Consider the following 14,296-nt stretch of genomic DNA (forward strand, 5'->3'; position numbering starts at 1 on the left):
CACAGAGGTCATCTTGTCACCAAAATGAGCACCGCGCAAACGAAATCTGCAACTATTATATCAAACTATCCATGGTAGAATTGTAAACAGAAGTAAAACGCCAGAATTGGTGCTGAAACAGCCGCAAATTCACGGGAGGTAGCCGTAATGGGTCTAAACTTTGTGCTAGGGGACGGATTGGCAAATCACGAAGCAGTCTTAACTGAAAAAATGGTCAAGGTGCTCAAGCAAAATCCAAACGCCCAGATTTTGTACCTCGTGCCGAACCACTTGAAGTTCGAATCCGAAATCGACGTCCTCGGCAACTTGGCGGCCGCCCTGACCCCGAACGCCAAGTATTTCGCCTCCAGCCGCGTGCAGGTCATGAGTTTCACCCGGCTGGCATGGTACTACCTGAACGGTGACGCCATCTTCCAGCAGCCCCGGTTAACCCCGGCCGCAAGTTCAATGCAGCTGGCCAAAATCATGAGCGACCACCGCGACGAGCTGCGGATTTTTGCGGGTCAGGTAGACAATCCAGGCTTCACCGCCAAGCTGCAACGGCAACTGGACCAGCTTGCTCTCGGCGGCATCACCTCATTTGACCTACGCGGGGCCATCGCCGCCCTGGTGAAGGTGCCCGCCCCAACACCCGACACAGACATGCTGGCATGGCGTCAGGAAGTCCTTCGCAGCGCTGATGGGGACCGCCACCTGCCCAAGTTGCTGGATCTTGCCACAATCCTGGCCGCTTACGAACAAGAAACAAGCGGCTTGCTGAGTACTGCCGACCTGTTGCTAGCGTTAAACGCGCACCTGGAGCACATGGATTTGCGTAATACCTACGTGTTCATCAACCACTTCAACGTCTTTGCCGCACGTGAGCAGGCAGTGGTCAACACACTGATCCACCGGGCACAAGAAACCGTGGTTGCCCTGACAACCGACCGGCCGGGAATTGACCAGCCCACACCACCGGACCTGTTTTTCCCGGCCAAGCGCCTCTATCACCGGCTGCACGCGCTGGCCGCCCAGCCGCTAAACGACATGGCGCCGGCCCCAATTCGGCCCGACAATTATGCGCCCGCGCGCAAACTGCAACCAGGAATCCAGAACCTGGGTAAATATTTCAAGGCCGCCACCGCCCTGCGCGACAGCCTGTTCCCGCAGGATAAGTTCATCGAAAACGGTGATGGTCACGTGGACTGGCAGGGCATCACCATCGCCAAGGCCAGCACCACGTACACCGAATTGCGCACCGTCGCCCGGGATATTCGCCAGCACGTGCAGCAGGACGGGGCACGCATGCGCGACTTCCTGGTCCTGGCCCGCCACCTGGCACCGTACAGCACCAAGGTCCAAGCGGTGTTTAATGAGTTCGACCTGCCCGTGTTCATTGACCGTGAACGCCAAATGAATAGTCACCCGCTAGTTGCCTTCATTGACAACTTATTTGCGTTGCTCGACCGGAATTTTGATTACCAAAGCGTGTTTGGCCTGCTGCGGACCGAGCTGCTGGTGCCACATGACATGCCAATTCACGAGTTTCGCCACGCAATCGACATCACGGAGAACTTTGTCCTGGCAACCGGCATTCGCGGCCAAAAGCGCTGGCTTGACCCAACGCGGTGGGTCGATTTTCGCTTGCACCAACACCCCGTGAGCGACGATGTGGTCGCCGAGGATGATGACGCTGGCACCGTGGCCATTAACCAGATTCATGATCTGGTGCGCACCACGATTGGCCCGCTGATGACCACGCTGAAGGGTGCCAAAACCGGCCGTGACCTCGCGACGGCAGTCTACCAATTCCTCGAAGAAGTCGGGGTGCGGGCGCAAATCACGAACTGGCGCAATGCGGCAAATGACGCCGGGGACTTGGCGCGCGCACAGGGGGAAGAACAGGCATGGAGCACCCTGTGCACCTTGTTTGATGACTTTGTGAGCGTCTGGGGTGAGCGGGAGATTAGCGCAACCCAGTTCGTCAGCCTGCTGGATGCCGGCTTTGGCAGTGCCACGTACACCCAAATTCCGTCAACGCTGGACCAAGTGGTTGTCTCCGAAACTGGGCTCACCCGCATTGCCCGCGCCAAGTACGTTTACATCATCGGCGCCACCAGCTTGGTCATGCCGGACACAATCGACGACAAGGATATCCTGACCAGTGACGACCGCCACGTGCTCGGCCCGGTTCTGCCCAGCGGGTGTTTTTTGCCGGACGCCGGTGCCGACGCCGCGCTGACCGAACCGTTCATTAATTATCTGGTCTTCGTCGCCCCAACCACGGAATTAACCATCAGCTACCCCGTCCGGGAAGAGGGCGAAAACGAACCATCAGCCTACGTAACGGGTCTGCAAGCGGCGGCTAATTTGTCGTGGCAGATTTGGAATGACGCCACGCCGGATGATTCTGTCGGCAAGTTGATTGGGACAAGCCGCAGTCTGCTGAGTGACCGTCTGACCATCCTGCGCGCCCTCAAAGACACCAAAACGCCAATTGCTCCGAGCTGGACGGCGGTGGGGGAGCATCTTCGCAAAACCACGTGGCAGCCACTGCTCGTGCAGCTGGATGCCAGTCTGGATTACACCAATAGTGCCGGACACCTCGAGCCGCACCTGGCGGAAGAGCTGTACGGACGCCACCTGGCCGTGTCGATTTCACGGCTGGAGACCTTCTACAAGAATCCATTTGAATACTTCGTTAAGTACGGGTTAGCCCTGACGCCGCGGCGAGAGTTCACGCTCACGCCGGCGGATACCGGCACGCTCTACCACGCGGTGATGCAGCAACTACTGGCGGAGGCGCAAAAACGCGGCGGTCTTTTCAACATGTCCAGTGCCGAGGTGGACGCCACCGTGCAACAGCTTGTTCGGCAGCTGATTGAGCAACCCGAATTTGCGGTGCTAACCAGCTCAGCGCGCATGCAGTTCATCACGCAGATGCTGCAGAATATCCTGCGCCGCTCTGCCTGGGCCGTGCACAAGGAGCAACAAGCCAGTTCCTTCAAGGTCGCCGCTGAAGAACTTGACTTCGGGATGGGTAGCCGTAATAGCCTGCCCGCCCTTGATGTGCCCATCGATTCGGCCGGCCATCAGCACGTGCTCGTTCGTGGCCGCATCGACCGGCTCGATGAATACCAGGCCGGTGACCAGACCGAATTCATGGTGGTTGATTACAAATCAAGCGCGCGAAAATTCTCCCCGCAAGACGCCTACTTTGGGCTGGGCATGCAAATGCTGACGTACATCGCCGCCGTTTCGAATGCGGGCAGCCTGCAGCAGCGTGCACTCGCGCCGGCTGGTGGGGTGTTCATGCACCTCTTCAATCCGCGTCTGCCATACCAGGCGGGTATTAATACTGAGACCAAGGACGATTTGCTCCTGCCATTGCTGCAGATGCAGGGCATCATTGTGGGCACGGACAGTCTGCCCGCACTGGACACGACGCTCACGGACGAAACCGGGGCGCTTCGCGGCGGTCAATCATCACCGTTTTTCCCGCTCAAACTCAAAAAAGACGCAACTCCAGCCGCGACAACGCCAGTGGTGACACCCGCGCAGATTGAGCTGCTACTGGACAACAACACCGAGCTGATTCGCTTGGCGGCCGCGCAGATTCTGGCGGGGGTCATCGAACTAGCACCAGCACGTTACGACCAAAAAGCCGACAGCATTACCAAGAGTGATTACACCAGCATCATGCAGTTTGACCCCGCACTAACCGGGAACCGTTACCGTGAATTGGCCAAGTTGTCCCTGAAGGATGTGCTGGCGCGGCTAGTGGCGGGCGAGCGACCGTACACGGACCAGGATTTTAAGTAGGAGGAAATAACCATGGCAGATGAACCCAATTTTACCGCCGATCAAGAGCGGGCCATTACGGACGGAACGCCTGATTTTGCGCATGACGCCGCTGGCAGCCACAATGTTCTGGTTTCTGCTTCTGCTGGTTCTGGGAAAACGGCCGTGCTCGTGGAGCGTATTCGCCGGCAGATATTAGCGGGCGGTGACGTGACGCGCATGCTCGTTGTCACGTTCACCAACGCCGCGGCGGCGGAGATGAAGGCCAAAATCGACACCGCGCTGAAGAAGTACCTGACCGCCCACCGCAAAGAAATGGATGACAACATGCGCCGCCACCTGACCCAACAGATTGGGCTGGTCGACAGCGCCCCCATCAGCACCCTCGACGCCTTTGCCCTGCAGGTGGTGCAACAATACTACTATGTGGCCAATCTTGACCCGAATTTCCGCATCCTCGCCGACCAGACTGAGGCACTCATGATTCAGGAGGGGGTCTGGGATGATCTGCGGGAAAAACTTTACGCAAACGACGCGGAGGCGTTCGGTGAACTGACAACCAACTTTGCCACCGGCTGGCACGACGACGTGCTCGGCGACCTCATTTTGCGCATCTACACCTACGCGATGACCACCACCGACCCCAAAGCCTGGATTGAGCAATTGCCGAACGCGTACACCGCCGACTTAACGGCCGGTTCTCCGTTTAACGTTGCGCTGGCCCGCGCGATGCACCCAGCGCTGATCGAGGCCGATGCACTGCTCAAGCAGGCGGAGCAAATTACCACCGTCCCGGAGCTGGCGAAATGGAATGCAATCATCGCCTCAGACCGCCAGAATCTTGGCCGAATTGTTGATGAGCTCGGGAATGATTACAGTTTTGTTCACACCGCACTGCTGGACCTCAAGTGGCCAACCTGGTCAACGGCCCGGCTGAAGGACGATGATTTGAAGGCGGCCAAAAACCAGGCCAAGAGCTTGCGGGATGCGGCGAAAAAGGTAATCGAAAAGCACGTCAACCCGCTCGTGATGCTGGACACCGAGGACTTGCTGCGGACACTGACGGGGGCCAAGTCAGTGGTCAGCGAGCTGAGCAAGGTCGCCGGCTTATTTTTGGTGGCGTACGGGAAGGAAAAGCACCGTCGCCGCGTCATGGACTTCGGCGACATCGAGCAGGCCGCGCTGACCATCCTCACCACAAAGGATCCCGATACGGGCATGAAGGTGGGGGATGCTTACCTGGACGGGTTTGACGCGGTCATGGTCGATGAATACCAAGACACGAACCCGCTGCAGGAGGCCCTGCTCGACGCCGTTAGCAAAAAGGGCGCGGGCAACCGCTTCATGGTTGGGGACGTCAAGCAGAGCATCTATGGCTTTCGCCTGGCCGACCCCACGATGTTCATGGACAAATACAACACGTATGCTGAGGCACAAACGGGCAGCGACCAGGACTTCAAGGCGCGCGGCGAACACATTACGCTCGCCGACAATTTCCGCTCCAGCCAGAACATTCTGGATTTCACCAACCTAATCTTCAAGCAAACAATGGACAAGCAACTCGGTGCCGTCGATTACACGGGCGGTGAACTGCTCCAATACGGTGCAAAGGACTACGGCGAGTTCAAACCCAAAACCGAGGTGCTCCTTTACGCGCCAAATGCGGAGGACGGCGATAATGCAATCGACAAGGACGAAGCGCAGGTGCGCATTGTTGCCGAGCGCATCAACCAGATTGTGGGGAGCACAGACACGCAGATTTTCGACCGCAAAAAAGGCGTGATGCGGCCAATTCAATACCGTGACATCACACTGCTGGAACCGACGCGGAGCCAAAACCTGGTCATCCAGCAGGTCTTTGCGGACGCTGGCATTCCGGTGGTCGTGACCAACGCACAGAATTATTTCAAGACCACTGAACTGCAAGTGATGTTGTCCTTACTGCGGGTGATTGACAATCCGCTGCAAGAAATTCCGCTGGTTGCAGTGCTGCGCTCACCAATCGTGGGGATGACCGCCGATGAGCTTGCCGTTATCCGGATTACGGACAAGAGCATCCCGTACTACGACGCATTCACCAAGTTCGTGACCGATTTTGCCCAAGACGCCGCAACGCCGCTTGCCAGCAGGGCCCACGCCAAGGCACTGCGCTTCATGGATGAGCTGGACAAGTGGCGCGACCTTGCGCGCATGAACCAGCTGGTTGACCTGATCTGGGCAATCTATAACGATACTGGTTACCTGGACTTCGTGTCGGGTTTGCCGGGCGGCCGCCAACGCCAGGCGAACTTGCACGCACTGTACGAACGTGCGCATGCATACGAGGAGGGCGGTTTCCGGGGCGTATTCGCGTTCGTTCACTTCATTGAACTCATGATGAACCGTGATCAGGACCTGGCAACCCCCGTGGTCATCGACCCGAACACCAACGCCGTCAATTTGATGACCATCCACGGCAGCAAGGGGCTGCAGTTCCCGATTGTCTTCCTGATGAACACCAGCCGGCACTTCCGCGGTGGGCACGGTGACATTGGGGTGGTGCTGAATACCAGCGGCATCGGCATCAACTGGTTCGACTCGGAGCACAGCACGGTCGTCCCAACCCCGCAGTTTGCCCTGGCGAGTGCTGCCAAGGCGGAAGCGGAGCAGGCCGAGAACATGCGGGTGCTGTACGTGGCCCTCACCCGGGCGGAGCAACGCCTCTTCATCGTGGGCAACACTAAGGACGAGGAGACAACCATCAACCACTGGCGGAGCCTCGCGAACACCGACGAGACGGTGCTACCATTGGCCAGCCGGTTGGACGCTGGTTCTGAGCTCGACCTGATTGGCGCCAGTTTGGTGCGCCATCCGCAGTTCCCGGGCAACACCGGCACCAATGCCCACGCGCTCACGGAAGACCCAACCGAATTTTCACTGCAATTCTACCCGCAACCACCCGCAAAGCTCGGCGCGCAAAGCAATCATCAGTATCAGCAGCCTGCCCTCGACGTGGATGTCGATAAATGGCTGAATTTTCAGTACCCATTCACGGCCGCGACAACGACGACGGGCTTCCAATCCGTCTCCGAAATTAAAAGTGCCTTCACCAGCGACCCATCAATTCTTGAGTTGCGCGAACGTAGCGGGCAAAACAGCCCGTGGCAAAACCGTGTCGGCAGTGATTTGGCGACACCACAGTTCATGCAGGATACTGAAAAACCGGACGGGGCGGCGATTGGGACCGCGACGCACGCACTGCTTCACGAGCTGGACCTGACCCAGCCAATTACCGCTCCTTCAATCGCTGCCGCACTGGCGGAGCTCGTCACCCAGCAGGTTGTGACCGAAGACGTGGCTGCGCGGGTCAACGCCGCTAATGTGCTGCGCTTTTACGCGACACCGTTTGGCCAGCAGCTCATCGAAAATGCCGAAAACGTGCAGCGGGAAGTACCGTTTGCCATGCTCGTGCCGGCCAGCCGCCTATTTGACCAGATGGCCGGTGATGATCAGTCCATCCTGGTACACGGGATTATCGACGGGTACTACGTTGACGGTGATTCCGTGACGCTGTTTGATTACAAGACCGACCACGTCAAAGACGGCAATGAGCGCGAAGTGGTGGACCGCTACACGGGCCAGCTTGGCCTGTACGCGCGCGCCTTGAATGCAATGTTGCACAAAACGGTGCACCCGTACCTCGTTTTGCTGGAAACTGGTAGCGTGGTGGCGTTAAGCGACTATCCAGAGTAAAATAAAACGTATGTATATTGCGCGGGGTCTCCTTCGCAATTTGAAAATTTTAAAGCGTGGCGCGTTTGGCCACGACAACAAAGGTGATTAGATGAATCCAGACACCGTTTATGCGGTGATTGACCTCGAGACCACGGGCCCCGACCTCAAAAATGGGGGCCGTATTATTCAATTCGGGTGTGCGCTCGTTCGGCGGGGGCACGTCATTCAGACCGTATCGCAACTGGTCAATCCGGATGCGCCGGTTCCGCAATCAATTCAGCAATTAACCGGGATTACCCCCGACATGCTCGTTAGTGCGCCGTACTTCGATGAAGTGGCCGGTGCGCTCGCCGGATTACTTAGCGACAGCGTCATCGTCGCGCACAACGTTAATTTTGATTACCCATTTTTCAACGCTGAATTAAGGCGCGTGGGCGTACCACCACTCACGAACAAGGCCATCGATACGGTGCAGCTGGCCCAAATCCTGTTGCCAAACCAGCCCAGCTACCGGTTAGCCGACCTGACGAAGGTGCTGGAGATAAAGCACGACAACCCGCACCAGGCCGATAGTGACGCAATCAGCACGGCGGGTCTCCTCCAGAAACTAACCAAAAAATTCACCAAACTACCCGGACCAACCCAGCGCCTCATCGCAGCGCGCAGCGACTTTCTGGTGCGGGAAACGGGTGAGTACATTCGGTTCTTGGCGCAAAGAGCACCAGCAATCACCAAGAATTACGTTCAGGTGCAGGATCTAGTGGTCGCAAACCCGACTGCCCCAATCCCGCGGGCACCGCAACCCGATTTTCCGGCGACGGATAAGGCCAAACGGCACGCGCTAAAGGCGGCCAAGTTGCGCTTCCGCTTCGGTCAGGCCAAGATGATGGACAAAATCTACGCTAACGCCAAGACTGATCAACTGCCGCTGCTCATCGAGGCGGGAACCGGGCTCGGGAAGTCACTCGGTTACCTGACGCCACTTGCGGCAATCGCGACGCCGAAAAAAAAGGTCATCGTCGCCACCTCCACAACGGTCTTGCAGCAGCAACTGGCCTCGAACACGTTTACCGAGCTCGGCAAGGTTTACGGTAGCAAGTTTGACGCGGTGGTCCTAAAGAGTGCCCGGCACTTCATCGACCTCAACAAATTCGCGACAACCCTGCACATGACGGGGGACTTCAACCGTGCCGACCAACTTCTGCAACTGCGCATCTGCGTGTGGCTCACGCAGACGCAGACTGGAGACATTGATGATTTGCACCTGACCGGGGATCAATCAATGTTAATGCGCCGGATTCGCCACACCGGTGATTTCGGTAGCAACCAGAGCAATCCGTTTTTCAAATTTGATTTCTACCGGCGGCTGCTTGAGCGGGCCGACCAGGCGACGTTCATCATTACCAACCACGCCTTTTTGGCCCGTCACTACGAGGACTCGTCATTTGCCGACCAGCCATACCTGGTTGTGGATGAGGCGCACCGCTTTGCGGATAATGTTGCCCCCGGGTTGGGGGTGCACTTCAACCTGACCCAGCTGCGGCGCCTATTCAATTCCCTGACAACAATCATCACGCACCCCGAAACCAATAATCTGAGTAGCATTTATCAGCACGATGCCCTGGTGAGTTACCAGTTAACCCAGATGGAGCAGAGTGCAAATAGGGCGCTCAAAACGGTGGAGGGCATTCAAACGCAGTTGTTCCACCATTACTTCAGCCACCGCCAGCGCCCGCACAATGGTTCAATTAACCAAGTCCTCACTGAGGGCGAGGTGCAGGAATTCTTCAACCGCTTCGGTGACAGCGCCCAGGAGCTCGAGCGCAACATCCGCTTGATCCTCCAGGTCGCAACCAAGCTCCGCACGGATTATCTAAGGACCCGCTCCCGCTTCGTGGCTAGTGACGCCCAAGTATTTCAGCGTCTCGACGAAATCAGTAGTGCCCTTGAGCAGCAGCTCATTGCGGTGCACGATGTTGCTGAGGCAACGCCACGGCTCCAAACAACCGAGCTCACGGTGCCACTGGTTCAGCTCAAACACCCGGACGACTTGACCAGCCTCACACTCAGGTGGCGGGCCGTGGACACCGGCGTGCGCATTCAAGAGCTGCTTAGTCACTTCACGGCGCCCGTCTTCACCGGTGCCACCCTGACCGTGCGCCGGCGCACAAATTTTCTCGCCCACGAGCTGGGCTACAATTCATTCAAACCAGAGCAGGTGCTCATCACGCGGAGTCCATTCAAGTTCCGCGACCAGGCCCGCATCCTGCTTGCAAGTGACGCCCCGGAAGCGCCAACGACTATCACACCCGAGTACATTAAGTATTTGGTCGACAGCATTAGCGCCCTAGTTGACAATGAACACCAAACCTTAGTGCTTTTTACATCACTCAATACCATCAAGGCGGTATATAATGAGCTATGCAGTCGCCCGGTTGCGGGCAACAAGGAAATTCTGGCGCAGGGGGTCACGGGCAGCGCGGCAAAAATCGCGCGGCGCTTTGCGGTCTCCACGAATGCGGTCTTACTCGGCGCCGCCAGTTTCTTCGAGGGCGTTGATTATCCAAGCAAGCAACTGGAATCGGTCATCGTGACCAGGTTGCCGTTTGCTAACCCAAGCGACCCAGTGGTTAAGGCCCGCGCGGAAGTGCTGAAGGCAAACGGGCTGGACCCGTTCAAGGTCGACGCGTTGCCGCGCGCCACGCTGCAGCTGCGCCAGGCATTCGGCCGCTTGATCCGGCGCGAAGACGATCGGGGGGTGTTCATCATCCTCGATCCGCGTTTCACCAAGACGCAGTTCGGGCGGGGCATGCAAAAATCGTTGCCCCACGTTGACACGGACCTCATGACCACAGCGGAAATTCCCGCAGCAATTGAGCAATGGCTAAAGCCACTGGCAACAGATTTGCAGGAGACTGAAAGGAAGTAATCATGCGCAGAACAAAACAATCTTGGCAGCACTGGGCTATCCTAGGAATCATTCTCGCGGTCGTTTGCAGTATGATTTTTGTCCTCTGGTCCGCAATGCATCCGTTCGCTAAGGTACGCAGTGATGCAGAGCACATCGCGGTTAAGTCCGCCAAAACCACCGATATCAACGGCTTCTGGTGGAACACGCGGGACAAGAGCTACTTGACGGTCAGCGGTAACCGCGATGGTCAGCCAGTCTACGTCGTCATTGCCAAGAAAACAGGTAAGGTTAACGTGCTGCACAAGGCCAACGGAACCACCCGCAACACAATCTTGCGCAAGACCTGGCGTGATTTTGCCCCAAAGCGGGTGCTCAATGCAGCCCTGAGGAAAAGCGGTAAGGACTTCGTTTGGGATGTCGGCTTCGTTAGCAAGAACGGCACCCTGGGTTACGTCACTTACGATTTCGAAACCGGCCAACAACTTAAGGTAATTCGTGATTTATAGAAGCATCAAATTTGGAAAAGAGGCAAATACTATGCACATTGCAAAGAAACTTGCACAAGTAAATCCAAGCGCAACACTCGCGGTTAGCCAAAAGACCGCCCAGATGAAGGCCGCTGGCGCCGACGTCATTGATTTGTCCGTTGGTCAGCCCGACTTCACGACCCCCGATGACATCGCAAACGCGGCCATCGCGTCAATTAAGGATGGCAGTGCCAGCTTTTACACCCCAGCAGCGGGTCTTCCCGCACTCCGGCGTGCAATCGCGGACCACGTTGCAAAGAAAACGGGTTACCGTTACGAACCAAACCAAATCGTGGCGACCGACGGGGCGAAGTTCGCGCTCTACGGCATTTTTACCGCCATTCTCGACGAGGGTGATGGGGTCTTAATTCCGCTGCCCGGCTGGGTGTCATACGTTGAGCAAGTTCGCCTCGCAGGTGGGGTGCCACAAGCCGTTAAGTCCCAGAAGGGCTTCAAGGTGACCGTCGATGATTTGGACGCCGTGGTAACATCAAAAACCCGCGCTCTGGTCCTCAACAGTCCGCAAAACCCAAGTGGTGTGATTTACACCAAGCAAGAACTGACCCTAATTGGTAACTGGGCTGTGCGCCACAACATCTTGATCATCGCTGATGAAATCTACAGTGACCTCGTGTACAACGGTGCCAATTACACTTCAATGCTGCAGCTGGACCACTCCATCGTCGAAAACACGGTCCTCGTAAGCGGTGTATCCAAGTCCTACGCAATGACCGGCTGGCGGGTTGGGTTCATTGCAGCACCAAAGAAGCTGGCCCAGGCAATGGCCACCATCGTCAGCCACGCAACGGGGAACCCCGCCGCGGCCAGTCAGTACGCGGCAATTGCGGCGTTTACCGGTGACCAGGCATCCGTTGAAAAGATGCGGCAGGCGTTTGAAGAACGACTCAACACTGTTTACCCACTACTGAAGGCCATCCCCGGATTTGAATTCGACGGCAAGCCAGATGGGGCCTTTTACCTCTTCCCGAACGTCCGGGCGGCGGTCAAGGCAACCGGCTTCGAATCAACCGACAAGTTCGTCACCGCGCTACTGGACGATACCGGTGTCGCCGTGGTTCCGGGCCGTGCATTTGGGATGCCCGATTACATTCGGCTCAGTTACGCCAAGGGTCTCGATGACTTGGTTGAGGCTGCAAAGCGCATCAATAGCTTTGTCACCGCGAACGGTAATGCCTAATAACGGGTAAGAACGTGCATCGTATGTTCAAAAATGGTATTTTAGAGGCCGGGGTTAATTCCTAGGCCTACATATTTAACCGCAAGTGCGGGACAGAAGGAGAAGTATACAATGGCACAACGTATCAGCATCATCGATGCCAAAGACCATGTTGGTGAAGAAGTCACCATCGGGGTTTGGCTCACCGACAAACGGAGCAGCGGGAAAATCGCTTTTCTCCAGTTGCGTGACGGCTCTGCATTTTTCCAAGGGGTTGTTCGCAAGAATGACGTAAGCGAAGAGGTCTTCACAACCGCGAAGGGCCTGCACCAGGAAACTAGTTTCTGGGTTACGGGTGTCATTAATGAAGATGCACGTAGCCACTTCGGTTACGAAATTCAAATCAGTGACATCGAGGTTGTTGGTGAAAGTGAAGACTTCCCAATTACACCTAAGGAACACGGGATTGAATTCCTGCTTGATCACCGGCACCTGTGGCTGCGCAGCAAGCGGCCATTTGCCATCATGCACATCCGCAACGAAATGATTCGCGCCACTTACGAATTCTTCAACGACAACGGCTTCATCAAGATGGACTCACCAATCTTGACGGGCTCCGCTCCTGAAGGCACAACCGAATTATTCCAGACGGATTACTTTGACCACGACGCTTTCCTGAGCCAAAGTGGGCAGTTGTACGCCGAAGCAGGTGCAATGGCTTACGGTAAGGTATTCACGTTCGGCCCAACGTTCCGTGCCGAAAAGAGTAAGACGCGGCGCCACCTGACCGAATTCTGGATGCTTGAACCAGAAATGGCGTTTACCACCCAGGACGAAAGCCTCAAGGTCCAGGAACGCTACATTGCTTACCTGGTTCAGAACGTCATCGACCACTGTGCTTACGATTTGAAGCTCCTTGACCGCGACGTTGATCAGCTGCGCAAGTACACGAAGCTGCCTTACCCACGCATCAGCTACGATGAAGCCATCGAGATGCTGCAAAAGGGTGGCTTTGATTCCAAGTGGGGCGACGATTTTGGCGCTCCTGAAGAAACCTACATTTCCGATCAGTTCGAGCAGCCTGTGTTCATCATGAACTACCCGAAGTCAATCAAACCATTCTACATGAAGCCACACCCTGACCGCGACGATGTTTACCTGTGTGCCGACATGCTTGCTCCGGAAGGGTACGGGGAAATCATCGGTGGCTCTGAACGTGAAACTGATTACGAAGCCCTCAAGGAACAAATCATCAAAAAGGGTCTCGACCTGAGTGAGTACGAATGGTACCTCGACCTGCGTAAGTACGGCAGTGTGCCTCACTCTGGGTTCGGTCTTGGGCTCGAACGTGCCATCACCTGGATCTGCAAGCTGGATCACCTGCGTGAAGCAATTCCATTCCCACGGATGATTAACCGCATTAAGCCTTAATGCAAAGGGGGCACCGTCATGACCAATCTTGGTGCTTACATCAACGCGGGTAGTAGTAGTTTTTCCAACTTATTATTCACGAACTTCAAGGGTACGGACCTGACGTCCACGGAGTTAATGGTGTACCTATTTCTAAGCCAGTACGTCCAAAACCATTCCGATGCGCCTGACCTGCAGCGATTAGCCGCCGATGCCAAGATGCAGAGCACAACGTTCATGAACGCATTGAATAGCCTCTGCGCCAAGAAGGCCGTGGAACTGGTAACGACAACGGACGCCGCGGGTAAACTGGTTGACCATTATGACGTGACGCCGCTTCTAGAAGAGCTGAGCGGAAAACCGGTAACTCCAGAAACCGACGTTAAAACGGCTAGTGAATCACCAATTCGCAAGGTAACCAGCCAAGTCGAAACCGAGTTTGGCCGGCTATTGACGCCAATTGAGCAGCAAATGATTCGGGACTGGCTGAACATCGACCATTACAACCCCGACCTCATCAGCCTCGCATTACGGGAGGCTGTGCTGAACCAAGCGTACTCGCTTAAGTACATGGACCGCGTTCTATTGCGGTGGGAAAAGCAGCACCTAACGACGCCGGAAGCAGTGCGGCGCCAGCAGCAAAAATTCGATTCATTATAAACAAACAAGGGCCAAAGCTGGCAGGAACGCCGGCTTTGGCCCTTGTTGTTGGCTTGCTTGTAACACACTATCGATACAAAACAGCCCCCGCTAGGCTTGCCGTAAATCACGGCAAAT

General features: G+C 56.2%; 7 protein-coding genes. All 7 read left to right on the top strand.

Going from position 1 to position 14,296, the window contains the following annotated elements; all coding sequences use genetic code 11:
- The first annotated feature begins 147 nt into the window (after positions 1 to 147).
- The 7 genes from EKN00_RS00415 to EKN00_RS00445 all read left to right on the top strand — a co-directional run bounded on the left by EKN00_RS00415 (position 148) and on the right by EKN00_RS00445 (position 14,179).
- Positions 148 to 3,801, top strand: coding sequence for a PD-(D/E)XK nuclease family protein (locus tag EKN00_RS00415; protein WP_127848161.1), 3,654 nt, complete (start codon positions 148 to 150; stop codon positions 3,799 to 3,801).
- A gap of 12 nt (positions 3,802 to 3,813) precedes the next feature.
- A complete protein-coding gene (addA, locus tag EKN00_RS00420) occupies positions 3,814 to 7,512 on the top strand; it encodes a helicase-exonuclease AddAB subunit AddA (protein WP_127848162.1) in 3,699 nt (1,232 codons plus the stop codon).
- 91 nt (positions 7,513 to 7,603) lie between these two features.
- Positions 7,604 to 10,423: a helicase C-terminal domain-containing protein gene (locus EKN00_RS00425; RefSeq protein WP_127848163.1), complete on the top strand. Its 2,820-nt coding sequence runs from the start codon at positions 7,604 to 7,606 to the stop codon at positions 10,421 to 10,423.
- Between the two features lie 2 nt (positions 10,424 to 10,425).
- The gene (locus EKN00_RS00430; protein ID WP_127848164.1) at positions 10,426 to 10,911 is read left to right on the top strand and encodes a cell wall elongation regulator TseB-like domain-containing protein; all 486 of its coding nucleotides are present in this window, start codon (positions 10,426 to 10,428) and stop codon (positions 10,909 to 10,911) included.
- Between the two features lie 31 nt (positions 10,912 to 10,942).
- On the top strand, positions 10,943 to 12,130 hold the full coding sequence (locus EKN00_RS00435) for a pyridoxal phosphate-dependent aminotransferase (RefSeq protein ID WP_127848165.1): 1,188 nt from the start codon (positions 10,943 to 10,945) through the stop codon (positions 12,128 to 12,130).
- Between the two features lie 111 nt (positions 12,131 to 12,241).
- Positions 12,242 to 13,540: an asparagine--tRNA ligase gene (gene asnS, locus EKN00_RS00440; RefSeq protein WP_127848166.1), complete on the top strand. Its 1,299-nt coding sequence runs from the start codon at positions 12,242 to 12,244 to the stop codon at positions 13,538 to 13,540.
- Between the two features lie 18 nt (positions 13,541 to 13,558).
- On the top strand, positions 13,559 to 14,179 hold the full coding sequence (locus tag EKN00_RS00445) for a DnaD domain-containing protein (RefSeq protein ID WP_127848167.1): 621 nt from the start codon (positions 13,559 to 13,561) through the stop codon (positions 14,177 to 14,179).
- Positions 14,180 to 14,296 lie beyond the last annotated feature (117 nt).

This window comes from Lacticaseibacillus hulanensis (assembly GCF_004010095.1).
Lineage (GTDB): Bacteria > Bacillota > Bacilli > Lactobacillales > Lactobacillaceae > Lacticaseibacillus > Lacticaseibacillus hulanensis.

What these genes read in the sequence shown, in the direction of transcription:
- EKN00_RS00415 (WP_127848161.1), top strand. Translation starts at nt 148, where the DNA reads ATGGGTCTAAACTTTGTGCTAGGGGACGGATTGGCAAATCACGAAGCA.
- EKN00_RS00445 (WP_127848167.1), top strand. Translation starts at nt 13,559, where the DNA reads ATGACCAATCTTGGTGCTTACATCAACGCGGGTAGTAGTAGTTTTTCC.
- EKN00_RS00425 (WP_127848163.1), top strand. Translation starts at nt 7,604, where the DNA reads ATGAATCCAGACACCGTTTATGCGGTGATTGACCTCGAGACCACGGGC.
- addA (WP_127848162.1), top strand. Translation starts at nt 3,814, where the DNA reads ATGGCAGATGAACCCAATTTTACCGCCGATCAAGAGCGGGCCATTACG.
- asnS (WP_127848166.1), top strand. Translation starts at nt 12,242, where the DNA reads ATGGCACAACGTATCAGCATCATCGATGCCAAAGACCATGTTGGTGAA.
- EKN00_RS00430 (WP_127848164.1), top strand. Translation starts at nt 10,426, where the DNA reads ATGCGCAGAACAAAACAATCTTGGCAGCACTGGGCTATCCTAGGAATC.
- EKN00_RS00435 (WP_127848165.1), top strand. Translation starts at nt 10,943, where the DNA reads ATGCACATTGCAAAGAAACTTGCACAAGTAAATCCAAGCGCAACACTC.